The following is a 25,044-nucleotide window of genomic DNA, read 5'->3' as shown; positions in this document are numbered from 1 at the left end:
AAGGAGTTTCATATGAGCGCACAGACCATTCCCCTCCATCTGCTCAAGGCACAGCTTGAACTGCAGCTGCACCTGAGCCGGCTGCTGCAGGAAAGCGGCCAACAGTGGCTGGAGCATGCCGCACGCAACGGCCCCGAGCGCATCGCCGAGACCGGCAGCGAAATCGAGGGCGTGCAGCAGACCAGCAGCTGGCAGGAGCTGGCCACCCTGCCCGCCCAGGCCTTCTGGCGCCATGCCCACCTGCGCATGGGCCATGCCCAGGCCCTGGCCCAGACCGCCATGGCCAGCCAGATCACCCTGGCCCAGGGCGTGCAGCAGGCCGTGCACGACTGGCAGCAACAGGTGGCAGCCACGCTGGGCAACAGCACCCAGGGCGCAGCCGACACCGCCGTGCCGTGGAGCGACCTGCTCGCCCGCTGGACCTCGGCCGTGCAGTCCGTGGCCCAGCCCGCCCATGCGGCGCAGCAGCCCATTGCGGCAGCCGCCGCCGAAACGGCCCGCGACACCACAGCCCAGGGCTGACAGGCCCCAAGGAAGCCGCCACGCGGTCCCGCAGGTTCGGGGCCGCATGGGCGCGGGGCGGCCATCCGCACCCAGCCACAAGCAATCACACGCAATCTAAGAGCAGGGCATGACATGCCGGTAAAGGAGTGGGCCAGATGAACGAGAACCTGCAGAGCCACGGCACCGTGGACGTGGGAGGGATGTGGGGCGATCCGATGAAGCTGTCGCAGGCAGCCGCGCAATACGCCACCGATGTCTGGCAGCGCTCGCTGCTGTATGCCGACATCCGGCGCCAGCGTGGCAACCAGTACCGCGAGCATCTGGCCGAGGAAGTGCCCAATGTGCTGAGCTTCCGGGCCGAGATCGTGATGTCGGGCCTGGACCTGCCGCGCCCCGTCAACTACGGCCTGGCACGCATCGCGCCCATGGAGGGCACAGTCATCGACCCGGCCAAGCGCCCCTTCATCGTCGTCGATCCGCGCGCGGGCCACGGCCCCGGCATCGGCGGCTTCAAGCCCGACAGCGAGATCGGCGCCGCGCTCAAGGCCGGCCATCCCTGCTACTTCGTGGGCTTCCTGCCCGACCCCGTGCCCGGCCAGACCGTCGAGGACGTGATGCGCGCCGAGGCCCAATTCGTGCGCAAGGTCGCCGAGCTGCACCCCGAGAGGCGGGGCAAGCCCGCCGTCATCGGCAACTGCCAGGCCGGCTGGCAGATCCTCATGACGGCCGCCGTCTGGCCCGAGCTGTTCGGCCCCATCATCGTGGCCGGTGCGCCGCTGTCGTACTGGGCCGGCGACAACCCCATGCGCTACGGCGGCGGCCTCATGGGCGGCAGCTGGATGACGGCGCTGACCAGCGACCTGGGCGCGGGCCGCTTCGACGGCGCATGGCTGGTGCAGAACTTCGAGAACCTCAACCCCGCCAACACGCTGTGGGAAAAGCAGTACCAGGTCTATGCCGACGTGGACACCGAGGGGCCGCGCTACCTGGGCTTCGAGAAGTACTGGGGCGGCTATGTCTTCCTGGAAGGCCGCGAGATGCAGTACATCGTGGACAACCTGTTCATCGGCAACCGGCTGGCCACGGCCGAGCTGACGACCTCGGACGGCGTGCGCATCGACCTGCGCAACATCCGCTCGCCCATCGTGGTGTTCTGCTCGCATGGCGACAACATCACGCCGCCGGGCCAGGCCCTGGGCTGGATCACCGACCTGTACCGCGACGACGAGGACATCGCCGCGCACGACCAGACCATCGTCTTCGCCACGCATGACAGCATCGGCCACCTGGGCATCTTTGTCTCGGGCGCCGTGGGCCGCAAGGAGCACCGCGAGTTCGCGGCGCACATCGACATCATCGACCTGCTGCCCGCCGGCATCTACCGCGCCGAGATCGCCGACCGCCCGGCCGGTGTGCCGGCACAGGATCTGACCGACGCCGCCTACCTGATGAAGATCCGCCGCAGCGACCTGGCCGAGGTGCGCTCCATCGTCCGGCCCGACCCCGAAAGCGAGCGCCATTTCGCCGCTGCCGCGCGCGTCTCCGAAATCAACCTGGCCCTGTACCGCAACACCGTGCAGCCCTGGGTGCAGGCGCTGTCCACGCCGCTGTCTGCGCGCTGGCTGCAGGCCATGCACCCGCTGCGCGTGGGCTATGAATGCTGGTCGGACTCGCACCCGCTGGCGCCCGTCGTGGCCCAGGCCGCCGAGCATGCGCGCGAGGACCGCCACCCCGTCGAGCCCGACAACCCCTTCCTGAAGGCGCAGCAGGCCATGTCGCAGGCCGTGGTGCATCTGCTCGATACCTACCGCGACCAGCGCGATGCCATGCAGGCGCGGCTGTTCCACGCCATCTATGGCTCGCCCCTGGTCCAGGCCCTGGCCGGCCAGAGCCGGCAGGACGACGGCCCGCCGCGCCCGCACCCCGGCGAATCGCCCGAGCACTGCCAGTACATGCGCCAGGAGCTGGCGCGGCTGCACGAAAGCGTGGCCCAGGGCGGGCTGTACGAGGCCGTCATCCGCGCCCTGTTCCACGTGCTGCGCGCACGCGGCGAGGCCGATGAGCGCCACTTCCGCCACGCCTGGCGGCTGCTGCAGGACCACCTGGGCGGCGTGCCGCCCGACATGGCGCAGTTCCGCCGCATCGTGCGCCGCCAGGCCCTGCTGATGCAGCGCGAGCCCGACGCCGCCATGGCCGCCATCCCCCGGTTGCTGGCCGCCTCGCCCGCCGGCGACATCCGCTGGGGCATGACCACGGTGGACGAGCTGGCCAACCAGGGCGGCAACCTCAGCGATGCCGAGCACCAGCGCCTGCTGCAGGCCATGGGGCATTTCGTGCAGGCGCTGGAGGCCGCCGAGTCCAGGCAGGCGAAAGAGCAGGCCGAGCGGCACCCGGCCATCGCGCCAGCCTCGGTGGCCGAGCCTGAACCCGCACCTGTGACGGTACCTGTGACGGCACCTTCGGCAGCGCCTCTGACCGCTCCTGTTGCGGCTCCTGTGGCCGCTCCTGCTGCAGCTCCTGAACAGGCGCCCGAGCCCGCACCTGTTCCCGACTCCGCGCCTGCCGCCAAGCGCCCCGCACGCGCCCAGGCCAGCCGCGCACACCCCAGCCCCCGGAAAAAGCGATGAACCTCTCCCCCGATTCCGATGCGGCCCTGCCGCCCGAAGACCTGGCCCTGATGCGCAACCACAGCTTTGACGAGCTGGACGTGGGCGACAGCGCCAGCCTGGAACGCACGTTGAGCACCCAGGACCTGCGCCTGTTCGCCGCCCTGTCGGGCGCGGCCGTGGCAGACGGCGCTGGTGCCGGTGCTGGTGCTGGTGCTGGTGCTGGTGCTGGCACGGTTGCCGGTGCCGACGATGACGACACGGCCCTGATCGCCCACGGCATGTGGGGCGGCATGCTGCTGGCCTCGGTGCTGGGCACGCGCCTGCCCGGCCCGGGCACCACCCTGGTCGGCCAGACGCTGCGCTTTCTGGCGCCGCTGGCCGCAGGCGACCGGCTGACCGTGCGCGTGGAGGTGCTGGCCAAGCAGGCCGAGCAGCGCCAGGTCACGCTGGCCGTGGCCTGCACCAACCAGCATGGCGCCGCCGTGATCGAGGGCCAGGCCACCGTGCATGCGCCTGCGCGCCACATCGAGCGCCAGCGCACCAGCCTGCCCGAGATCCGCCTGGAAGCCGGTGGACGCGACGGCCTGCAGCGGCTGCTGGCCCATGTGGCCGGCCTGCCGCCCATCCGCGTGGCCGTGGTCCATCCCTGTGACGAGCCCAGCCTCTCGGCCGCGCTGGACGCGCGCCGCGAAGGCCTGATCGACCCCGTGCTGGTGGCCCCGCGCGCGCGGCTGGAGGCCGTGGCAGCCGAGCACGGGCTGGACCTGGGCGGCCTGCGCATCGAGGACGTCCCGCACAGCCACGCCGCCGCCACGCGCGGCGCCGAGCTGGCCGCCTGCGGCGAGGTCGAGGCCATCATGAAAGGCAGCCTGCACACGGACGAACTCATGGCCGAGGTGGTGGCCGCCGCCGCCGGCCTGCGCACCAAGCGCCGCGTCAGCCACTGCTTCGTGCTGCAGACGCCGCACTACCCGCGCCCCTTCATCGTCACCGATGCGGCCATCAACCTCGCGCCCGACCTGCAGCAAAAGGCCGACATCGTGCGCAACGCCATCGCCCTGGCCCACGCCATCGGCGTGCCCGAGCCCAAGGTCGCCATCCTGGCCGCCGTGGAGACCGTGAGCCCGCACATGCCGGCCACGCTGGACGCCGCCGCGCTGTGCAAGATGGCCGACCGGGGCCAGATCGAAGGCGGCGTGCTCGACGGGCCGCTGGCCTTCGACAACGCCGTGTCCATGGCCGCCGCGCGCACCAAGGGCATCGATTCGCCCGTGGCGGGCCAGGCCGACATCCTGGTCGTGCCCGACCTGGAAAGCGGCAACATGCTGGCCAAGCAGCTCATGTACATGGGCGAGGCGGCCAGCGCCGGCATCGTCATGGGCGCCAAGGTGCCCGTGATCCTGACCAGCCGCGCCGACAGCCGCGCCTCGCGCATTGCCTCCTGCGCCATCGCCCTGCTGCTGGCCCACCGCTACCGGAACTCCCCGCCATGATCCCTGACCACACCGCATCCTCCCCCGCCCGCGAACTGGTCGTGGTGCTCAACTGCGGCTCGTCCAGCATCAAGTTCGCCGTCTTCGACGGTGCCCAGCGCCCGCTGCCGCGCAAGCCGATGTGGAACGGCAAGGTCCAGGGCATCGGCGGGCCCGCGCCCGACTTCGGCGAGAGCGGCGTGCCGCCCTTTGCCATTGCCCTGGATGCCGCCCACCCCTACCGCGCCGCGCTGCAGCTGATCCGCGAGCGCATCACCGCGCGCCTGGCGCAGCTGGACGGCGCCCGCGTGGCTGCCGTCGCCCACCGCGTGGTGCACGGCGGCAGCCGCTACTTCGAGCCCGTGCGCGTCGATGCCGGCGTGCTGGCCGACCTCAAGGCCTTCATCCCGCTGGCGCCGCTGCACCAGCCCTTTGCGCTGGAGGCCATGGACATCCTGCTGCGCGAGCGGCCCGAACTGGTGCAGGTGGCCTGCTTCGACACCGCCTTCCACCACACGCTGCCCAAGGTCGAGCAACTGCTGCCCCTGCCGCATGCGGCCTGGGAACGCGGGCTGCGCCGCTACGGCTTCCACGGCCTGTCCTACGAATACATGGCCACCGCCCTGCCCGAGCGCCATGGCGACCTGGCGCGCGGGCGCACCCTGGTGGCCCACCTGGGCAGCGGCGCCAGCCTGTGCGCCATGCAGGGCCTGCAAAGCGTGGCGACCACCATGGGGTTCTCTGCGCTGGACGGCCTGATGATGGGCACGCGCACCGGCGCGCTGGACCCCGGCGCCGTGATCTACCTGATGGAAATCGAAAAGCTCAGCCTGCAGGAAGTGGGCCGCATCCTGTACCACGAGTCCGGCCTGCTGGGCGTCTCGGGCACCTCGTCCGAGCCGCGCGTGCTGCTGCCGCTGGAGTCGGGCGCCGATGCCCAGGCCGAGCGCGCGCGCGATGCGCTGGCCCTGTACGTGCGGCGCATCGTGCGCGAGATCGGCGCCCTGGTCGCCGTGCTGGGCGGCCTGGATCTGCTGGTGTTCACCGCAGGCGTGGGCGAGCACAGCGCCGAGATACGGCGGCGCGTGTGCGAGGGCCTGGGCTTTCTGGGCCTGCGGCTGGACGCCGAGGCCAATGCGCGCGATGCGGCCGTGATCTCGGCCACCGCCAGCGCCGTCACCGTGGGCGTGGAGCCCACCAACGAGGAATGGGTGGCAGCGCGCCATGCGCTGCGCTGGCTGCCGGGCTAGGAACGATCGTCCTGCGCACCACCTTCGCGCAGCCGCGCGAACTCGCGGTGCTCGTAGGCAATGCATTCCTCCATGAGGTGGCGGTACACCGCCTCCATCATGTCGGGCTGGCCGCCCTCGGCGGCCGTGCGCTCGCGCACGCGGCGCACGATGGCCTCGATGCGGCCCTCGTCGCGCACCTGGGCCGCATCGGCCTTGATGCGCGCGGCCTGCTGCATGTAGCCCATGCGCGTGACCAGCAGCGGCACCAGCACATCGTCCAGCGCATCCACATTGCGGCGCACATCCAGCATGTCGGTGCAGTGCTGCACCAGGTCGATGGCCTGCTTGGCGCGGTCCGTGCTCATTCCAGTCCTTCCTCCACCAGCTCGGCCGCGCGCATCAGTGCGCGCGCCTTGTGCTCGGTCTCTTTCCATTCCATCTCGGGCACGGAATCGGCCACCACGCCGGCGGCGGCCTGCACGTAGAGCGTGCCGTCCTTGATCACGCCCGTGCGGATGGCAATGGCCAGGTCCATGTCGCCCGCAAAGCTCAGGTAGCCGCAGGCGCCGCCGTAGATGCCGCGCTTGGTGGGCTCCAGCTGGTCGATGACCTCCATGGCATGCACCTTGGGCGCGCCCGTCAGCGTGCCGGCCGGGAAGGTGGCCTTGAACACGTCCATGTTGTCCATGCCGTCGCGCAGAATGCCCTCCACGTTGCTGACGATGTGCATCACGTGGCTGTAGCGTTCCACGGCAAAGGCCTCGGTCACCTTCACGCTGCCCGTCTTGGCGATGCGGCCGATGTCGTTGCGCGCCAGATCGATCAGCATCACGTGCTCGGCGCGTTCCTTGGGGTCGGCCACCAGTTCCTTTTCGGTGGCCTTGTCGGCCTCGGGCGTGGCGCCGCGCGGGCGCGTGCCGGCCAGCGGGCGGATGGTGACCTTCTGGCCCTCGTCCGTGTTCTCCTGGCGCACCAGGATCTCGGGGCTGGCGCCCACCACATGGAAATCACCCAGGTGGTAGTAGTACATGTAGGGGCTGGGATTGAGCGAACGCAGCGCGCGGTACAGGCTCAAGGGGCTGGCCGTGAAGCGCTTGTGGATGCGCTGGCCCACCTGCACCTGCATGAAGTCGCCCGCGGCGATCAGCTCCTTGGCCTTTTCCACGGCCGCCAGGTAGTCTTCCTTGGCAAAGCTGCGCTGGGCCGGATGGCTCTCACCGGCCTTGATCTGCGGCGCGCTGACCGAGTAGCGCAGCAAATCCTTCAGCTGGCGCAGCCGCTTCTTGGCGCGCGTATAGGCCTCGCTCTCGCCGGGGTTGGCATAGACGATCAGGTACAGCTTGCCCGACAGGTTGTCGATCACCGCCACCTCCTCGCACTGCAGCAGCAGGATGTCTGGGCAGTTGAGCGTATCGGGCGGGCAGGAATCTTCCAGCTTCTTCTCGATGTAGCGCACGGCGTCGTAGCCGAAGTAGCCGGCCAGCCCGCCGCAAAAACGCGGCAGCCCCGGGCGCAGCGCCACCTTGAAGCGCTTTTGGTAGGCAGCGATGAAATCCAGCGGATTGCCCTTGGCCGTCTCCACCACCTGGCCATCGGTCACCACCTCGGTGCATGCCGCATCGCCAAAGCCGCTGGCGCGCAGCAGCGTGCGTGCAGGCAGGCCGATGAAGCTGTAGCGCCCGAAGCGCTCGCCGCCCACCACGGACTCCAGCAAAAAGCTGTGCTTGCCGTCACCGCCCGCATGGGCCAGCTTGAGGTAGAGGGACAGGGGGGTTTCGAGATCCGCAAACGCCTCGACCATCAGAGGGATGCGGTTGTAGCCCTGCGCGGCAAGGCTCTTGAATTCGAGTTCGGTGATCACGGGGGAAGGCTCCGGATTGCGTGGCGCTGGCAGACCTAGTGTGGGTGCGGGCTGCGTATGGATTGCGCCGATTCATTCGATTGGCCCGTAGGGCCTCGGGTGCACGCCGGGTCGCGCCCCGGGTGCTTCAGCTGTTCAGTTGGACAGGCTTGCGCCAGGGCCAGGCTCCCCGGTCTCCACAACCTGCAATGAACATGCGATGAATGAACATAGCGGGCAAGTGTAGCGCAGACGCGGCTGGGTACAAGTGCGGACCGGCGCCTTGCGGGGGCGCCGCAGGGGCCTGCCATGGCCACAATTGACACCCTGGTCAGCCTGACCAACAATGGCAGCACAACCTGACCAGAAAGGTCGACCATGCCGTCCCATTTCTCCGCCCGCACCGACGCTGCCTTGCCCGAGGGCGAGCGCGACCCGCTGAACCGCGCCCTGCGGGACCTGAGCCATCAGGTCGGATCGGCCATGCCGCGCAACACCACGCCCATGCCGATCTCGGTCTTCAAGGCGCAGTACGGCGCGGTGCTCAAACAGGCCGATCACGACGGGGTGGCCCTCATCTCCCAGGGCCGCAAGCGCTACGTGATCGTCAGCGAGGAGCACATGGTGGCCCTGTCCGCCAACGAGCGCGCGCCCCGCACGGTGGCCGACATCTGCCGGTCCCTGCCGCTGCCGAGCCAGGCAGTGGATCTGTCCGCTGCGCAGATGTCCGGGGCGCGCGGCGATATCGACGTACCCGCCCGGCGCGCGCCATGAGCCGCTACTTGCTGGGCCCCCGCTGCCTGCTGTGGATGGCGAACCAGGAACCCGCAACCCTGGAGTGGTTCTCCACCATCCGTCCGCTGGACTGCATCGTCAGCGACCTGTCCATGGCCATCGCCAAGGCGGCCGTGGCCGAGGCATTCCATGACCTGCGTGACCGCAACGAATGGTTCTCCCTGCTCGACGCGCTGTATGCCAACCTGCGGGCCGAAGGCGCCTCCATGCTGACCAGCGTGGACAACAAGGTGCTGGAGCGCTTCATCGAATGGCGCAACGTTGCGCCGCTGGACAGCCAGGGCCCGCGGGGCACGGCGCCCCTGGCGCAGGACCTGCGGCTGCTCATCGCCACGGCCGACCTGCTCAAGGTCTGCTACACCGAACCCGCCAACCTCTACCTGACGCAGGCCGCCGCCCGAGGCGTTGCCGTGCACGCGCTGTGATGGACTTCGACGTACCGCCCCTGTCCAGCGCGGTGCGCCAGGGCCTGCGCCGGCGCCGGGTCATCCTGAGCCTGTCGGGCGGCGGCTATCGCGGCCTGTTCAGCGCCCATGTGCTGGAGCGCATCCACCGCGAATTCGGCAACGGCGACCTGCTGGAGAAAGTGGACCTGTTCGCCGGCACCTCCATCGGCGCAATCATCGCCACCGCCCTGGCCAGCGGCTGCCAGCCCGCACGCATCAAGCAACTGCTGCTGGACCACGGCCCCGCCATCTTTCCCTCTAAATGGTTGCCCGGCCTGCGCCAGGCCATGGGCAAGGCGCTCTATGACAGCGCCCCGCTGCGCGCAGCGATCAAGGAGGCCCTGCCGCAAGCGGAGCAGTCCGCCCTGGGGCAACTGCAGGTGCCGCTGCTGCTGCCCGCCGTGAACTGGAATTCATCGCAGCTGCACCTGCTGGCCAGCGGCGCCCTGCCCGACAGGGACCGGCTGGGCCTGACGCTGATGGACGCCATGCTGGCCTCATCGGCCGCCCCCACCTACTTTCCCGCGCACGCCGCAGCAGGCCATGTCTTCGTGGACGGCGGACTCGCCGCCAACGCGCCCGACCTGCTGGCCCTGCAGGCCGCACGCCAGCTCTGGGGGCCGGCCGCCGACATCGTGATGATCAGCGTAGGCACCGCCAACCCCCAGCAGGGCCAGGACCCCGTGGCCATGCCCCGGCGCGGGCTGACCCTGGTCAAGCCCCTGCTGGACCTGGTCATGGCCGCCCAGGAGGTCCAGGCCGTCAAGGCGGCCCGCCAGGAACTGGGCACCAGCAGCTACCTGCGCCTGAACTTCACGCAGCCCCCAGCCCAGCAAAAGCGCCTGGGCCTGGACATCGCCAACGCCGACAGCACCCGGCTGCTGCAGGCCCTCGGCGACGAATGCATCGCCGCCCTCACGGAGCAGGAAAAGACGCTGCTGAAGAACGTCCTGGGCTGAAACGCCCAAGGCTTCTCGCCCACCCGGCCGAGCGCAGCGAAGGCCCGGGCAAACTCCCCGTATGTCAGCGCCTGCGCCGTGGCGGTTGCGGGGTTGCAGTCCTGCCGAAGGACAGGACTGCTTCGTCATCTGACTCGCCGTGATTGTTTGAACGTAGCGCGCAGCGCGAAGTGAGTTTCACGGCGGACCCCGCAACCGCCACGGCGCAGGTTGCCCCGCAGCGAAGCGAAGGGGTCGCGGACATTCGGGTCGTCTTTCTTTTGCCTCCTTTTCTTTGACGAATCAAAGAAAAGGAGGTCGGCCGCCGGGCCGAAACCCGGCCTCGAAAAGAAACGCCCCGACAGGGGCTTGCAAACAGAATCAGCGGTGCAACGCACAGACAGGTGGACAGGATGTTAAGAACACGCATTGCGACGTGCGGACGCCCTTGCGGGTAGCCCCATCCCGCCCAAAACCACTGGGACGCAGGCTCGCGCCTGCGCTCCGGAAACAAGACGAAAGCCACGAGCCGGTGTTCTTACCCACAGACAGGTGGACGGGATGTTAAGAACACGCATTGAGCCATGCGGACGCCCTTGCGGGTAGCCCCATCCCGTCCATAACCGCAGGAAGTGGGCATACACCCACGACAAGAAAGCGGACCGAGCAGGATGATAGCCACCCTCCATCGGCCCGCGAAAACCCTGTTGCCACCCCCACCCGATCCCCACAACATGTCGCCCGGACGTAACAAACCGCAACCGGGCCACAGGCCCCGCGCAGGAGACACCATGACCGCCTTGCCCCGCTGGATGAAGACAGCCGCCCTGGCCATGTCGCTGGCGATGCCGCTGGCCGCCACTGCCCAGGAGCCTGCGCGCACCGTCGCGGGCGTGGCCTATCCCGCCCAGGCGGGGGTGGGCGGCCAGACGCTGCAGCTCAACGGCGCGGGCATTCGCTACAAGGCCATCTTCAAGGTCTACACGGCGGGCCTGTACCTGGAAAAACCGGCCGCCAGCCTGCAGGAGATCGCGGCCCTGCCCGGCCCCAAGCGCGTGAGCGTGACCATGCTGCGCGAGATCGATTCGGCCGAGCTGGGCAAGCTGTTCGCGCGCGGCATCGAGGACAACATGGAGCGCGCCCGCTTCTCGCGCCTGGTGCCCGGCGTGCTGCGCATGAGCGACATCTTCACGCAGCACAAGAAGCTGCTGCCGGGCGAGAACTTCTCGGTGGACTGGGTGCCGGGCCAGGGTGCCCAGGTCTTCGTCAAGGGCCAGGCCCAGGGCGCGCCCTTCCAGGAGCCCGAGTTCTTCCAGGCGCTGCTGGGCATCTGGCTGGGCCCGCACCCGGCAGACGATCAGCTCAAGAAGGCATTGCTGGGCGGTTGAACGGCTGCGCGGGCTCCTGCACCGGCCCGGCAAAGCGCGCCTGGATCTCCAGCCCCGTGGCACCGGGCAGGGCCGTGAGCGTCCAGCCGTGGGCGCGCGCAATCTCCAGGCAGATGGGCAGGCCCAGGCCCGCACCCAGGTCGCGCCGCTCGCTGCTGCGCCAAAAGCGCTCGAAGATGCGCGGCAGGTCCTCGGGCGGCACGCCACGGCCCTGGTCCAGCACCGAAAAGCCCAGCCCGCAGGCCTTCACGGTGACGGTGGCGCCCTGCGGGCTGTGCTGCACGGCGTTCTCGATCAGGTTCTTGAGCAGCACGAAGAGCGCGCCCCGGTCGGCACGCCAGGCAGGCGAGCCGTCCTTGACTTCGCAGTGGATGTGCACGCCGCATTTTTCGGAGGCGCGGGCCATGAAGTCGCAGACCTCGCCAATGATGTCGGCCGGCGCAATGTCTTCCATGCGGTAGCGCTGGTGCTCGCAGACCTCGGCCAGGTGCAGCAGCTGCTGGACCTGGCGGGCCATGTGGTCCACGTCCTTGAGCAGCTCGGGGCTGCGCCGGTCCTCGGGCTCCAGCTCGATCTGCACGCGCATCAGGGCCAGCGGCGTCTTGAGCTCATGCGCGGCCATGGACAGGAATTCCTGCTGGTTCCTGAAGCCGGCCTGCAGCCGGTCCAGCACATGGTTGAAGGCCTCGACCAGAGGCGCGAACTCGCGCGGCAGATCCTTGGGCTGCAGCCGCGTGCCCAGCGTCTGCGGGGTGATGCGCTGCGCATCCTGCGCGGCCACGCCCAGCGGCCTGAGCATGCGCTGCAGCGTGCGGTGCGTGGAGAACAGGAACACGACCAGGAAGACCACGCCGATGGCCACCATGCCGCGCCACAGCGCGGGCAGGCCCACCGATTCGCGCAGCCAGTCCACCATGCGGTCGCTGACGGCTATCTGCACGTGCCACGTCGTGCCTTCGTGGACCAGCGTGGCCGTGCCCGCGCGCATGACCACGCCGCCGCGCTCATAGGCAAAGGCCTTGAGCTCGGGGTCGAAGCCCTGGCCGGTCTGCGTCAGCGGCTGCATTTCGCCGTTGGGGGCGAAGACCACGCGGCCGCGGGCGTCGGTGATGCGCAGCTGCATTTCCTCGCCCAGGCTGGTCAGCATCCAGGCCTTGAGTTCACGCTCGCTGAACCCCTGGGGCACGCCCTTGGCATCGAAGCTCACCCACTCGGCCAGCTTCTCGGCCGCATGCCCCATGCCGCGCTGCAGCGCGTAGCTGTCGAAGGGCTTGGCGACGAGGATCACCAGCGCGCCGACCAGCAGCGCGCTGAACACCATGCTCAACCCATAGACGGCCAGCAGCCGCGAGCGCAGGCTACCGGGCCAGCAAAGGTTCGCGAAGCGCATAGCCCTGACCCCGGATGTTGACGATTTCCATGCACGAGCCGGCCGCGGCCAGCTTGCGGCGCAGCCGGTGCAGGGCCACATCGAGGGCGTTGGGCGTGACCACGCTGCTCATGCCCCAGGCCGCCGCCTCCAGCGTGGAGCGGCGCACCGTGGCGCCGGCCTTGCGCACCAGGCTGAGCATGATCTGCAGCTCCGCCGGCGGCAGCGCGATGGCCGAGCCCGCGCAGTGCATGCAGGCCTGCTGCGGGCTGATGCTGATGTCACCCAGCTGCGGCGCCAGCTCCTGCACCAGGGCCGGGCGGCGCAGCAGGGCGCGCACGCGGGCAATCAGTTCTTCCATGGGAAAGGGCTTGGTCAGGTAGTCGTCGGCACCGGCCTCCAGGCCGCCCACGCGGTCGCTGAGCGCGTCGCGGGCCGTGAGCATCAGGCAGGGCGTGGAGCGGCCCGCGGCGCGCAGGCGCTGCACCAGTTGCAGGCCGTCGCCATCGGGCAGGCCGCGGTCGATGACGATGACGCCGTAGTCGATGTCCTGCAGGGCCAGCCAGGCCGTGGAGATCTGGTGGAAGACGTCGGTCTCTATGCCGGAGTTGGCCAGCGAGCGGCTGACCAGCGTGGCCAGCCTGGCATGGTCCTCAATTAATGCGATGCGATTCATGGTTTCCGTCGTTGCCGCACAGGGACAGCAAATGCTCCCTGATCCCGGTGATGCGCTGCGGCGCCATGGGCTCGACCAGCACATGGATGACCCACAGGTCCTCGACCATGGCGCGGCATTGCAGGGCAATGTCCTCGGACACCAGATCGTCGGCGCAGGCCGCATCCACGAAATCAAACCATATGTTCTGGAATCTTGCGCGGGTCAGCAACTGTGCGGCCGTCTTCTGGCCGCGCTGGCGGGACAGGGCATGCTCGCAGACGCAGCGCACGTAGGCGCGCAGGTGGCGTGCGGGGCCTGGGGGCTCCTCGGCCAGCGCCTGCAGCAGGTCCTCGCGGAACTTGAGGATGAGCAGCTCGAAGATCGTCTCCAGCCGCACGGCACGGTGCTGGCTGCATTCTTGGAAGCGCGAACCCAGGGAATACGCCTGGCCCGCCGCCTGGATACCTATCACGTCCTGGTAGATGGAGGCTTGCATTGCGATGGCACGTTCTGTCGTTTCAGGCTCCGTCGGTCCGCCGCGAGAGCGGCAAACCTTCGGGGAAAACGGCCATGCTCCCCGATTGCGTCTTACTGGCGACTTACCGGCCCCTGAATCTGCCCCATTACACCGGGAATATGCAGGCGGCCGGTTTGATCAATATTGACTCAAATATCTTCCTGCCAGCCAGCAACATACCTGACCAGCGCCCACTGTGCCAGCCACAGTGCCATATAGCCAAAGGTCTCCACCAGCTCCTCCAGCACGATCACCTGATAATCAAACCATTGCTGCAGGACAATGAAACCATGACCTTCCGCATTGGTGGATATCACCATGGCCGCGACAAATATCGCCAGACTGAATATCGGCAGCGCGTTCTCGCGCACCAGGCGCTTGATGACCTTGTTCCAGACACCGTGGCGCACAAACCAATAGCAGCACAGCAGCAGCATGGCACCCACCACCCATTTGACGGCGGGCCGGTACCACAGCACCTGGGAGCTGATCACCGGCCCCCACCTGCCAGCCTCCAGACTGGGCAGGAAAGCCGCACCCCAGGCCAGTTCACGCCCCAGAAAGGCCAGCCAGAACAGGGAGGCGATCCACCACAGTGGCGCTGCAAAGGAGCCCTTTTGCCGCCGCGCCGCAACCAGGGCCGCCACCATGCCCAGCAGCAGGGTCACGGCCTGGATATTCTCCAGGAATCCATTTTCCCAGCTCAGGCTTTGCGGCAATACAAAGCTCAGGGGAAAGCTCAATACCAGTCCCGCCAACAAAGCCCAATTCCAAAGCCGCAGCAAGGAATCATCATGGTATTTGGACGCGGATATTCTTGTTTTTGAAAGGGAAGCAGTCATTTTGATACAGGGCGTCTGGCGCTTTATCTGTTGATATGGTTTTTGCAAGCACGCAATATCCCGGAAATACTTACCAGGAAGCCGGAAAAATGGCGGGCGCACGGGCCTTCCCGCCGTTTTTCATTACAGCAGACTTGCCACCAGATTGCAGCACTGTGTCAAATTTGCCCTGCCGGGCGCGCAGTTGCCCCCGCAGCGGGCCGGGCTCGGCCCGTTGCCAGAACGGGCCAGGCTCAGGCGACGCGGACCGCGCGCGGGGGCAGCGCCGCCAGGGGCGCGGGCTGCACCAGGTCGCGGTAATAGTTGGGCAGCGCGAACAGTGCGGGGTGCACTTCGGCGTTGTAGTAGCGCAGGTCGGGCAGGCGGCGCTCGGCCAGGCGCTGGCGCAGCTGGGCGGGGGGCAGCGCCGCCGCGTCCAGCGTGTCGGAGGCCACGGCCAGGCCCCAGTAGGCGCCGTACAGGGGGATGTAGAGGCCGTAGCAGCGCACGATGGCAAAGCGCTCGCGCAGGCTGGCCACCAGCCGCGCCACCTGCTCGCCATGGAAGACGGGGCTGCCCAGGTGCAGCACCAGTGCGCCGCCCGGCGCCAGCACGCGCTTCATGCGCGCCAGGGCCTGGTCGGAGTACAGCGCGCTGGCAGGCGTGTCGGGGTCGGTGAGGTCCATGAGCGCGAGGTCGAAGCGCTCCTCGGTGTGCTCCACCATGGCCATGCCGTCGCCTATGCGCAGTTGCAGGCGCGGGTCATCGAACACGCCCCGGTGCACCTGCTGCAGGTGCGTGCGTGCGGCCTGGACCACGGCCTCGTCCAGCTCGGCCACCACCACCTGCTCCATGGACGGGTGCTTGAGCAGCTCCTCGGCCGCGCCGCCATCGCCGCCGCCCAGGATCAGCGCCTTGCGCGGCGCCGGGTGGGCCAGGGCCGCGGGGTGGACCAGGGCCTCGTGGTAGAAGAATTCCTCGCGTTCGGAGGTCATGAAGCGGCCGTCCAGGCGCAGCACCTTGCCGAACTGCGGCGTGTGCAGCAGCTCCAGTTCCTGATGGGGCGTCTGCACGGTTTCGCGCCGCGTGGCGCGCCAGCCAAAGCGCGCATGGGGCGTGAGCGCCTCCAGCGCCCAATCGCCTTCATCGGCCGCCGCCGTGGCCTGGGCGCCCGGGCCGATGTCGCCGCGCATCAGGTGCTGGCGCACGACGCGGCCCGGCGCGTAGGCGGCGATCACGCCCTCCATCAGCGCACGGGCCTTGCCCGAGTTGTCGGCGGAGAAATTGCAGACGTAGACATCGACGGTGACGCAGCCGGTCTCGGGCCAGGTGTGTATGGCCAGATGCGATTCGGCCAGCAGCACGGTGCCGGTGACGCCGCCGGGCTGGCCCTGGTAGTCCGGGAACTTGACCCAGCGGTCCTCCACCAGGGTCAGGCCGGCCTGCGCGGTCTGTGCGCGGCACAGGGCGGCGATGGCGTCGGCGTCGAGCATGTGGCGCGCGTCGCCCTGGCATTGGTAGAGATCAGCGGTCAGGTGCAGTCCGTGCATGTGGTGTGCTTCCTCCTTGTCTGTGGCCGGATCGCGGCCAGGATGGCAAAGCAGACGACTCTAGCAAAAACATAAATCGCACCGTCAAAGTGCGTTAACCATCGCCAAATCCCATTCTTTTTCCAAAAAACCTGGAACTGTGCGAATCAGGCCAGTTCGGTCAGCGCATCGACAAAGCCGTCGGCATCGACCTGGCGCACGGGCTGGCCATGGTTGTAGCCGTAGCTGACCAGCACCACGGGGCAGCCCGCGGCGCGCGCGGCCTGGGCGTCGTTGCTGGAGTCGCCCAGCATCAGTGTGCGTGCCGGGGATGTGCCCAGGGCCTCGCAGGTCTTGAGCAGGGGCAGCGGGTCGGGCTTCTTGCGCTCGAAGGAATCGCCGCCGAAGACCTGCTCGAACAGCGGTGCCAGGCCTTTTTGCTCGAGCAGCGGCCGGGCGAAGGACAGCGGCTTGTTGGTCAGGCAGGCCAGCCGCAGGCCGCGCGCGCGCAGGGCCTGCAGGCCTTCGAGCACGCCCGGATAGACCTCGGCGAACTGGCCGTTGAGCTGCAGGTAGTGGTGTTCGTAGCGTGTCCAGGCCTGGTCATAGGCGGCGTCCACGTCGGCCGCGCCCACATGGGCCAGCACCGATCGGATCAGGTGCTCCGAGCCCTTGCCCACCATGTTCTCTATGGCCTGCGGGGCGATGGCCGGCAGTTGCAGGTCCGCCAGCATGCGGTTGAGGGCTTCGGCGAAGTCGCCCAGGGTGTTGACCATGGTGCCGTCGAGATCAACGATGGCGGCGTCCAGTTGCTGTGGGTTCAACGGAATGAGGTTTGAAATCATGAAATGGGGGTGTCGAAAGCCGGGGGCTGCCTGCGCAGGAACAGCGTTGAAAATATCAGAACTTGCGCGGGCCCTGGGGCTTGGGCCTTGCGTCTCCTGGCAGCCCCTGCATGGCCGTGGCCCCGTATCCCGGTGTACCGCGATGCGGTCCGACGAGTGCCAGGGCGGCACGCAAGGGGGAGGTTGATCAGAACGACACCCAGTCGTCCTGCTCCTGCGCTTGCTTGTGCACGGGCTGCACGGGCTGCACGGCGCGGGCAGCCTAGCGTGCGGGGAGTGCCGCTGTCGCGGGTGCCGGCTTGCGCGCCCGCACCGTCGGTTGCGGGAGCGGCGGGGTTGAGGAAAGCTGGGCCGCATGGCCTCCCAGCTGGAAGATCGACACGGCCTGCACCAGCTGCTGTGCCTGCGTTCTGAGGCTGGCCGCTGCCGCCGCACTTTCCTCCACCAGCGCCGCATTTTGCTGCGTTACCTGGTCCATCTGGCTGACGGCCTTGCCGACCTGCGCTACCCCCGCGCTTTGCTCATCACTGGCACTGCTGATCTCACCCATGAGATCTGTCACGCGCTGGATGGAATGCAGCACTTCCGCCATGGTGGCTCCGGCTTGGTCAGCCAACTCGGTACCCTGTTTGACGCGTGTGGCACTGGTGGCGATGAGCTGCTTGATTTCCCGGGCTGCCTGCGCGCTGCGCTGCGCCAGGTTGCGCACCTCACCGGCCACCACGGCAAAGCCTTTGCCCTGCTCGCCTGCGCGGGCCGCCTCGACCGCGGCGTTGAGCGCCAGGATGTTGGTCTGGAACGCGATGCCGTCGATCACGCCCACGATTTCGCCGATCTGGCGCGAGCTTTCGCTGATGTCCTGCATCGCATTGACGACCTCCTGCACGGAGCCGCCGCCCTTGGTGGCCACCTGGCTTGCTCCCAAGGCGAGTTGATTGACCTGCCTGGCGTTGTCCGCGTTTTGCTTGACGGTGGTCGACAGCTGCTCCATCGACGCTGCGGTCTCCTGCAAGGCACTGGCCTGCTGTTCGGTGCGCTGGCTCAAGTCGGCATTGCCGTTGGCGATTTCCGTGCTGCCTCCAGCGACCCCGTCGGCATTGTTGCGAACTTCATGGACGACAGAGACCAGACTCTTGAGCATGGCATTGAGCGATGCCTGGACGCTGCCTTCAGGGGCTTGGTGGCGAAGCAATTCAGGGCTGAGATTGCCCTGGGCAATCTGTTGCGCAACGTCGCCCAGTTGTGCCGGCTCCGCACCCAGGGCGCGCGTCAGGCCGCGTGCTATCAGTTGCCCCATCAGCACGGCCAGGACAAAGGCCATGACGCTGGCGGCGATCAGTATGTTTCTGCGGTGCGCGTAGGCCTGCGCGGCCTCCTCGATCATCTGCTGTGAACGCAGGCGGGTCAGTTCACTGTACTGGCGGGTGGCCTCGATCAGCTGCGCCAACAAGGGCCGGCACTCTTCGTTCATCTTGCGGATCGCTGCCTCCTTCTGGTTTTGCAGAGCCAGCGCCACGATGTCGGTAGCGACCGGTCCATACCGTTGCTCCACGCCCGCAATTTTGGCAACCAGATCGCGTGCATCGGCCGCAACATCCTTCGAAGCCATTTTGGCCTGGAGTTCGGCCAGCGAGGTGTTGACGTCGGTGTGCGCGGAGGTCACGGCATCCTTCTCCGCCGCCAGGTCTGCAGGCGAGGTCACCAGCACCAGGTTGCGCGCCGCGATCGCCCGGCGGTCCACGGCTGTGCGAACCCTCTCTGCCAGGTGTGCACGGGCGTTGATGCCTTCGACAAAGCGGACAAGATTCAGATTTGCCTCGCTCAACGCCTGAAGGGCCAGCAGGGACACCACCATGGTGAGAAGCGCCAGGCAAGTGAAGGCCGCGGAAAGTTTGGTCTTGACAGTCCAGAAGCGAGGATTCATGACGCGTCTCCAGTGGGATGGGCAAATTGCGGTGTACGGGCGGGGAAAGGGGGCGTGTCGGAGCACATTGCTCAGCTCGCAGCGCAGTCCGGCAGGGCTGCCGTGGCCGTCGCCAGGAGCTTGTCGGCATCGATGAGCAGCAGCGAACGCTTCTCGAGCACGCCCATGGCCAGCAGGCAGTCATTGACCAGACCCCCGCCCATGGCGGGCACGGCACGCAGGTCCTGCGGCATGAGCGTCACCACGTCGGTGACCCCCTCCACCACCATGCCCGTCACTCCGCCAGGCAGGCGCAGCATGATGGTCACGGTGCAGGCGTCGTACGGCTTGGGCGCAAGCCCCAGCCTGAGCCGCAGATCGATGACGGGAATGACCTCTCCGCGCAGTTCCAGCACGCCGTTGAAGTAGGCAGGGCCGTTGGCAATGCGCATGGGCGACTCGTAGGACCGGATCTCCTGCACTTGCAGCAGGTCGATGCCGAACTCCTCATCGTCCACGCGGAAGGAGAGCCATTGCTTGGTGGTGTCGGTCTTCAGTGCATGCGGCATCTTTATCACTCCAATCAAATTTATTTGATGAATTTGATAAAAATTTAACAGAGAGCAAAGAACAGCACAACCGGTTGTTACATTTTTGGTGGGTTTGATGCCTCGCCGCGCGAGCCAGCCGGAACGCGTCACCAAGCGCTGTGGCGCTGTGGCGAAGGCTCATCCAGAGAGGTAGAGGACTGCGGGGTGGCTCGGGCGCAACGCATCCCGGAGCAATGGCCCAGTGAAAATAAATTGATAAATTCAATCACTCAAGATGAGCGCAAGCTTGGTAAATTATCAAATAAATCATATTGATCAAAATTACCAACCACATCTCAGGAGCCCCCCACCATGTTCCTCCGCCTTCTGTCCATCCGCACACGGCTCATCGTTGCCTTTACCCTGCTTTTGCTCTTGTTGAGCACGGTGGCGGCCATCGGCTCCCTGCAGATCGCCCGGGTCCAGTTCAATGCCAGCGACCTGGGCACCAACTGGCTGCCCTCCACCAATGTGCTTGCCTCGATCCGGGCTAAGGCCAACGAAGCCCGCCGCGCAGGTCTTCGCCACGTGATCGAGGAGGACGCGCAAAGGAAGCGCGCCCAGGAGGACCTGCTGCTGCAGGCCCAAAAAACCCTGGAGTCGGAGCTGGCCGTCTATGAAAAGCTGGTGTCCTCGCCCGAGGAGCGGCAGCTGTATGAAAGGATGCTGGTGCTGTGGAACGCGGCCCGCGCCGCTGACCGCAAGATGGTGGAGCTGTCCAGTGGGGGGCCCGAGCAGGCAGCCCAGGCGCGCGCCCTGGCCACGGGAGCGACCGCTCAGGCATTCGCCCAGCTCATGGACGTCATCGGCCAGGACATCGCGCTGAACCAGGAAGGCGGGCGCAAGGCCACCGAGCAGGCCGAGAAGGACTACCACCTGGCGCTGTACCTGCTCGGCGGCCTGGCCGCCCTGGCAGTGGTCTTGGGCGCCGTGCTGGCCTGGGCGATCACGCGCTCGATCACCGAGCCCCTGCGCATGGCGGTCTCGGTGGTGGACACCGTGGCGCACGGCGACCTCACGGCCAGCATCGTGGTACAGGGCAGGGACGAGCCAGCCCAGTTGCTCTCCGCCATGAGCAGCATGAACGACAAGCTGCGTGAAATCATGGGCCGTGTACGCCAGAGCAGCGACTCCATTGCCACGGGATCGAGCGAGATCGCCTCTGGCAGCCTGGACCTGAGCCAGCGCACCGAGCAGCAGGCCAGCAACCTTGAGGAAACGGCTGCCTCGATGGAGGAACTCACGGCCACGGTGCGCACGAATGCAGACACGGCCCAGCAGGCCAACAAGGTGGCCTCGGCTGCCTCGGCCTCCGCTGTCGAAGGGGGCAAGTCCGTGGCACTGGTGGTGCATACCATGCAGGACATCTCGGAGGCCTCGCGCAAGATTGCCGAGATCACGAACGTCATCGACTCCATTGCCTTCCAGACCAATATCCTGGCGCTCAACGCTGCCGTGGAGGCCGCGCGGGCCGGCGAGCAGGGCCGGGGCTTCGCCGTGGTCGCCAGCGAGGTGCGCGCGCTGGCCCAGCGCTCGGGCACGGCGGCCAAGGAGATCAAGGAGCTGATCGGCGCCAACCTGCAAAAGGTCGAGCAGGGCACCGAGGTGGCCACCCGGGCCGGCGAGCAGATGGGCCGCATCGTGGAGCAGGTACGCAGCGTGGACACCATGATCAGCGAGATCTCCAGCGCATCGGCCGAGCAGGCGGTGGGCATCCGTCAGGTCGGCGAGGCGGTGAGCCAGCTCGACCAGATGACGCAGCAAAACGCGGCGCTGGTCGAGCAAAGCTCGGCCGCTGCAGGCAGCCTGGAGCAGCAGGCCGCCGCCCTGGCGCAGATCGTCTCCACCTTCAAGATGCATCCCGAGCATGGCGCAAGCCAGCCTGGCGGGCTGCGCGCCGCGACCGCCCAGGCCATGGCCCCCAGGCAAGCGCAGCCCTCCAGGCCGCCACGCCTGTCGCCTGCCCGTGCGCAGCCGCAGGTCAAGGATGAGGAATGGGCAGCCTTCTGACCTGAATTCGTACCGAAGCAGGCAAAAGGCGGCAAGATGGTGCATACATGTGAGCCGTTGTGGGGTCCGAGTTCATGATCAAGCGCATCAGCGTGCGCCAGTTGAGGCTGGGCATGTTTCTGGAAAGCCTCTGCGGCAGCTGGATGGAACACCCGTTCTGGCGCAGCCGCTTCAAGCTGCAAGACCCTGCCGACCTGGCGAGGATCCTGCAGTCCCCCATTCAGGAAGTGTGGATCGATACCGCCAAGGGCCTGGATGTTGCGCAAGGCGGGCCGTCTTTCACCCGCGAGCAGGTGGACACCGTGATCGACGCCCAACTGTCCGAGATCTCGCAACTGGCCGAGTTGGAGTGCGAGCTGCGGCCCGTTGCCTTCGAGGAGGAGGTGAAGCGGGCCGCCCGCATCTGCCACCAGTCCAGGCAGGCGATCACCGCCATGTTCCGCGAGGTGCGCATGGGCAGGGAGATCAACCAGGACGAGGCCCGCTACGTGGTCGCCGAGGTGTCCGATTCGATCATCCGCAATCCGAGCGCCATGGTCAGCATCGCCAGGCTCAAGACCAGCGACGACTACACCTACATGCACTCGGTGGCGGTCTGCGCCTTGATGATCGTGCTGGCACGCCAACTCGACCTGCCACCGCAGCAGGTGCGCGAGGCGGGCTATGCGGGCCTGCTGCACGATATCGGAAAGATGGCTGTCGCCACCTCCATCCTGAACAAGCCGGGGCGCCTGACGGACCAGGAGTTCATCGAGATGCGTGAGCATCCGGCGCGAGGCCTGGAGTTGCTCAAGGCCGGTGGCGTCGATGACCCGGTCGTGCTGGACGTCTGCCTTCACCACCACGAGAAGGTGGATGGCACGGGCTATCCCCACAGGCTGCGCGGCGAGGACATCAGCCTGTTCGCGAAGATGGGCGCGGTCTGCGATGTCTACGACGCCATCACCTCAGACCGCCCCTACAAGCGCGGCTGGGATCCTGCAGAGGCGGTGCACAAGATGGCCGAATGGAGTGCCGGCCACTTCGACAAGACCGTTTTCCAGGCCTTCGTCAAAAGCATAGGCATCTATCCGGTGGGCTCCCTGGTGCGGCTGACCACGGGCAGGCTGGGTGTGGTCATCGACCCTGGCCGCCAGTCCCTGACCTGTCCGCAGGTCAAGGTGTTCTATTCCACGGCCAGCGGCATGCGGATGGCACCGGAGACCGTTGACCTGGCCCGGCCTGGGTGCACGGAGAAGATCGTCAGCCGGGAAGACCCTGCGAAATGGGGCTTCACCGATCTCGATGCACTGTGGAAGGACGAGGCCTAGGAACGGGCCCTGCGCACAGGCGCAGCGGCAGGTCTGCGACGAACCTGCCTCAGGGCTGCCACCTGCCCGACTGGCGGCTCAGTTGCGCCTTCTGCCCCCCAAGCGTTTTGCCTGCCTGCGACTTGTCGCGATCGTGCATGGGTCGCGCCCACCGGAGCACCTTGCCCGGCGTGGATCTGATAGAAAATTTCAATAAAATTTGATGAAATTGATATTTATGATTCACATGTCGGATCAAATTTCCGTTTCGGCATGAAAGATCTCCCCATGCAAAAAATACTCATCGTCGAAGACCATGCAGACATCCGCAAGCTGCTGCGCATGACGCTGGAACTCCGTGACTTCGAAGTCGTAGAGGCTTGTGACGGCGATGAAGCCTGGACGATGGCCCAGAGGCTCAGGCCCGACATCGTCCTGCTCGACATCATGATGCCGGGCACCATCAATGGCCTGGAGGTTTGCAGCCGCATCAAGAGCTCCTACGAGCTGCTGCATACGCTGGTGATCCTGCTGACGGCCCGGGGCAGCGCCGAAGACCGCAAGGCGGGCATCCTCGCCGGAGCCGACGAATACCTGGTCAAGCCCTTCAGCACATTGAAGCTGCTGGAGACGATCGAAAGCCTGCAGAGGATCGACTGATGGCCCAGTACCAGACCGGCACCCCGAGGGAGCCATCGCGACGTTTCGATCCTGCAGCCGTGGAGCAGATGGAGCTGCTCATCCAGGACTTCGGCCGCATGTACCGCGAGCGCAACGATCTTCTCAAGGAAGTGACACGTGCCCACCACGAGACCCTGCTGCGCCTGGCCATGGCCGCAGAGCTCAAGGATGACGATACCGGCTCGCACATCGTCCGCATCGGCTACCTGTCGGAGGCCCTGGCCCTGCGCCTGGGCTGCCGCATCGAATTCGCCAGCCTGCTGCGCAAGGCGGCCCCGATGCATGACATAGGCAAGGTCGGCATTCCGGACACCATCCTCAAGAAGGAGGGCCCGCTGGGTCCCGAGGAGCGCCTCGTCATGAACCGGCATGCCGAGATCGGCGCACGCCTGCTGGGCCAGTCACGCATCCCCGTGTTCCAGATGGCCGCCGAGATCGCCGCAAGCCACCATGAACGCTTCGACGGCAAGGGCTACCCGCAGGGATTGGCAGGCGAAGAAATCCCGCTGTCGGCTCGTATCACGTCCATCGTCGATATCTTCGACGCGCTCACCATGGACCGGGTGTACCGGCCGGCGTTCGGGCTGGAGCAGGCCCTGGAGATGATCGCGGCGGAACGGGGCAAGGCCCTGGATCCCGGAATCGTCGACGCTTTCATGGACAACATCGAAGAGCTCGATGCGCTGCGCCTGGCGCTGACCCGGCAGGCTCCGTCCTTCACCGAACTGATCGACACACCCTGAAAGCCCGCCATGCATCCATCATCGACATGTTTCGGCGCACCGCCTCAGCGGCGCGTGCTGGCCCGTCTGGCAGCCGCTGCCGGATTGCTGCTGTGTCTTGTGCAATGGTCCGGTTGCGCCGGGGCAGGCGAGGTGCTGGACCGGATTGCCGCCACGGATGCCCTGCGCGTGTGCATATGGCCAGACTACTACGGCATCACGTTCCGTGACGCGCGCACAGGCAGGCTGACGGGCATCGATGCGGAGCTCTCGGTGGAGCTGGCCAAGGACCTGGGCGTGCGGGTGCAGTATGTGGACTCCTCCTTTCCCAGGCTGATACCTGACCTGCTGGAGTCACGCTGCGATGTCGCCATGTTCGCCGTGGGCATTCTTGCCCAGCGGCAAAAGCAGCTGCGCTTCACGCAGCCGTATCTGAGCAGCGACATCTACGGTGTGACCACCAAGAGCAATCAGACCGTGCAATCCTGGGCGGACATCGACCAGCCTGGCGTGCAGGTCGCCGTGCAGCGCGGCACCTTCATGGAGCCCGTGATGCGCGAGACGCTCAGGCACGCGCGCCTCGTGCCCATCGAGCCACCCCAGAGCCGGGAAAAAGAACTCATGGCGGGGCGCGTGGACGTGTTCATGACCGACTACCCCTACAGCCGCAGGCTGCTCGACAGCTCCGACTGGGCCCGGATGATCGCGCCGCCCAAGCCGTTCCATGTGCTTCCCTACGGCTACGCGACCAGTCCGGCCGACACCCGGTGGCTCGCTCGCCTGGACCAGTTCGTCTCCGACATCCGGCGCGACGGCCGCCTGGCCCGGGCGGCCCGCAACAACGGCCTGACCGCGATCGTTGCCCCCTGACCCTCCTTGCGCAGGA

The 25,044-nt window shown here is 67.2% G+C and carries 23 protein-coding genes; 13 read left to right on the top strand and 10 right to left on the bottom strand.

The features are described from left to right. Positions 1-12 precede the first annotated feature (12 nt). From KDK82_RS17315 to KDK82_RS17300, 4 genes are all read left to right on the top strand, one after another. Complete coding sequence (locus KDK82_RS17315) at positions 13-522, top strand: hypothetical protein (RefSeq protein ID WP_088165732.1); 510 nt, start codon at positions 13-15, stop codon at positions 520-522. Positions 523-659: 137 nt separating this feature from the next. Continuing rightward, complete coding sequence (locus KDK82_RS17310; RefSeq protein ID WP_088165731.1) at positions 660-3,131, top strand: DUF3141 domain-containing protein; 2,472 nt, start codon at positions 660-662, stop codon at positions 3,129-3,131. Further along, positions 3,128-4,606 carry a bifunctional enoyl-CoA hydratase/phosphate acetyltransferase gene (locus KDK82_RS17305; RefSeq protein ID WP_088165730.1) on the top strand — a complete coding sequence of 493 codons (1,479 nt, stop codon included), beginning with the start codon at positions 3,128-3,130 and terminating at the stop codon, positions 4,604-4,606. Before KDK82_RS17310 ends, KDK82_RS17305 begins: the two co-directional genes overlap by 4 nt. Further along, a complete protein-coding gene (locus KDK82_RS17300; RefSeq protein WP_088165729.1) occupies positions 4,603-5,835 on the top strand; it encodes an acetate/propionate family kinase in 1,233 nt (410 codons plus the stop codon). Before KDK82_RS17305 ends, KDK82_RS17300 begins: the two co-directional genes overlap by 4 nt. Here the strand turns inward: KDK82_RS17300 and KDK82_RS17295 are convergent. Both KDK82_RS17295 and trpE read right to left on the bottom strand, forming a co-directional pair. Continuing rightward, positions 5,832-6,182: a chorismate mutase gene (locus KDK82_RS17295; protein ID WP_016449526.1), complete on the bottom strand. Its 351-nt coding sequence runs from the start codon at positions 6,180-6,182 to the stop codon at positions 5,832-5,834. The two genes, KDK82_RS17300 and KDK82_RS17295, sit on opposite strands and share 4 nt — an antisense overlap. Further along, positions 6,179-7,678: an anthranilate synthase component I gene (gene trpE / locus KDK82_RS17290; RefSeq protein WP_013804687.1), complete on the bottom strand. Its 1,500-nt coding sequence runs from the start codon at positions 7,676-7,678 to the stop codon at positions 6,179-6,181. Before trpE ends, KDK82_RS17295 begins: the two co-directional genes overlap by 4 nt. A 357-nt stretch (positions 7,679-8,035) precedes the next feature. Between trpE and KDK82_RS17285 the strand changes: the two genes are divergently transcribed. The 4 genes from KDK82_RS17285 (at position 8,036) to KDK82_RS17270 (ending at position 11,224) form a co-directional block, all read left to right on the top strand. After that, a complete protein-coding gene (locus tag KDK82_RS17285) occupies positions 8,036-8,431 on the top strand; it encodes a hypothetical protein (RefSeq protein ID WP_088165728.1) in 396 nt (131 codons plus the stop codon). After that, on the top strand, positions 8,428-8,877 hold the full coding sequence (locus KDK82_RS17280; protein WP_088165727.1) for a hypothetical protein: 450 nt from the start codon (positions 8,428-8,430) through the stop codon (positions 8,875-8,877). Before KDK82_RS17285 ends, KDK82_RS17280 begins: the two co-directional genes overlap by 4 nt. Beyond that, entirely contained in the window at positions 8,877-9,857 is a 981-nt protein-coding gene (locus KDK82_RS17275) for a CBASS cGAMP-activated phospholipase (protein ID WP_088165726.1), read from the top strand. The genes KDK82_RS17280 and KDK82_RS17275 overlap by 1 nt, the downstream gene beginning before the upstream one ends. 770 nt (positions 9,858-10,627) lie before the next feature. Next, positions 10,628-11,224, top strand: coding sequence for a chalcone isomerase family protein (locus KDK82_RS17270; RefSeq protein WP_088165725.1), 597 nt, complete (start codon positions 10,628-10,630; stop codon positions 11,222-11,224). Here KDK82_RS17270 and KDK82_RS17265 read toward each other — a convergent pair. From KDK82_RS17265 to KDK82_RS17230, 8 genes are all read right to left on the bottom strand, one after another. Further along, positions 11,199-12,614, bottom strand: coding sequence for a HAMP domain-containing sensor histidine kinase (locus KDK82_RS17265; RefSeq protein ID WP_088165724.1), 1,416 nt, complete (start codon positions 12,612-12,614; stop codon positions 11,199-11,201). The two genes, KDK82_RS17270 and KDK82_RS17265, sit on opposite strands and share 26 nt — an antisense overlap. After that, positions 12,583-13,269: a response regulator transcription factor gene (locus tag KDK82_RS17260; protein ID WP_013804692.1), complete on the bottom strand. Its 687-nt coding sequence runs from the start codon at positions 13,267-13,269 to the stop codon at positions 12,583-12,585. Before KDK82_RS17260 ends, KDK82_RS17265 begins: the two co-directional genes overlap by 32 nt. Next, positions 13,247-13,747: a hypothetical protein gene (locus KDK82_RS17255; protein WP_034389620.1), complete on the bottom strand. Its 501-nt coding sequence runs from the start codon at positions 13,745-13,747 to the stop codon at positions 13,247-13,249. Before KDK82_RS17255 ends, KDK82_RS17260 begins: the two co-directional genes overlap by 23 nt. Positions 13,748-13,917: 170 nt before the next feature. Continuing rightward, a complete protein-coding gene (locus tag KDK82_RS17250) occupies positions 13,918-14,610 on the bottom strand; it encodes a hypothetical protein (protein WP_088165723.1) in 693 nt (230 codons plus the stop codon). Between the two features lie 233 nt (positions 14,611-14,843). Further along, on the bottom strand, positions 14,844-16,139 hold the full coding sequence (gene speE, locus KDK82_RS17245) for a polyamine aminopropyltransferase (RefSeq protein ID WP_088165722.1): 1,296 nt from the start codon (positions 16,137-16,139) through the stop codon (positions 14,844-14,846). 146 nt (positions 16,140-16,285) lie between these two features. Then, positions 16,286-16,963 carry a phosphoglycolate phosphatase gene (locus KDK82_RS17240; RefSeq protein WP_088165721.1) on the bottom strand — a complete coding sequence of 226 codons (678 nt, stop codon included), beginning with the start codon at positions 16,961-16,963 and terminating at the stop codon, positions 16,286-16,288. A 262-nt stretch (positions 16,964-17,225) separates the two neighbouring features. After that, the gene (locus KDK82_RS17235; RefSeq protein ID WP_179217934.1) at positions 17,226-18,887 is read right to left on the bottom strand and encodes a methyl-accepting chemotaxis protein; all 1,662 of its coding nucleotides are present in this window, start codon (positions 18,885-18,887) and stop codon (positions 17,226-17,228) included. A gap of 71 nt (positions 18,888-18,958) precedes the next feature. Continuing rightward, positions 18,959-19,435, bottom strand: a complete 477-nt coding sequence (locus KDK82_RS17230; RefSeq protein WP_034389613.1) for a chemotaxis protein CheW — start codon at positions 19,433-19,435, stop codon at positions 18,959-18,961. 333 nt (positions 19,436-19,768) lie between these two features. Here KDK82_RS17230 and KDK82_RS17225 point away from each other — a divergent pair, with 333 nt between their 5' ends. The 5 genes from KDK82_RS17225 to KDK82_RS17205 all read left to right on the top strand — a co-directional run bounded on the left by KDK82_RS17225 (position 19,769) and on the right by KDK82_RS17205 (position 25,028). Further along, a complete protein-coding gene (locus tag KDK82_RS17225; protein WP_088165720.1) occupies positions 19,769-21,466 on the top strand; it encodes a methyl-accepting chemotaxis protein in 1,698 nt (565 codons plus the stop codon). Between the two features lie 74 nt (positions 21,467-21,540). After that, positions 21,541-22,776, top strand: a complete 1,236-nt coding sequence (locus KDK82_RS17220) for an HD-GYP domain-containing protein (protein ID WP_088165719.1) — start codon at positions 21,541-21,543, stop codon at positions 22,774-22,776. Between the two features lie 267 nt (positions 22,777-23,043). Then, positions 23,044-23,415: a response regulator transcription factor gene (locus KDK82_RS17215; protein WP_034389607.1), complete on the top strand. Its 372-nt coding sequence runs from the start codon at positions 23,044-23,046 to the stop codon at positions 23,413-23,415. Next, positions 23,415-24,179 carry an HD-GYP domain-containing protein gene (locus tag KDK82_RS17210; RefSeq protein WP_034389605.1) on the top strand — a complete coding sequence of 255 codons (765 nt, stop codon included), beginning with the start codon at positions 23,415-23,417 and terminating at the stop codon, positions 24,177-24,179. Before KDK82_RS17215 ends, KDK82_RS17210 begins: the two co-directional genes overlap by 1 nt. Before the next feature lie 9 nt (positions 24,180-24,188). Further along, the gene (locus tag KDK82_RS17205; protein WP_088165718.1) at positions 24,189-25,028 is read left to right on the top strand and encodes an ABC transporter substrate-binding protein; all 840 of its coding nucleotides are present in this window, start codon (positions 24,189-24,191) and stop codon (positions 25,026-25,028) included. The last annotated feature ends 16 nt before the right edge of the window (positions 25,029-25,044 follow it).

The sequence above is a fragment of the Delftia sp. K82 genome (genome assembly GCF_002193035.1).
Lineage (GTDB): Bacteria > Pseudomonadota > Gammaproteobacteria > Burkholderiales > Burkholderiaceae_C > Comamonas > Comamonas acidovorans.
This window is presented reverse-complemented; position numbering and strand designations above follow the sequence as displayed.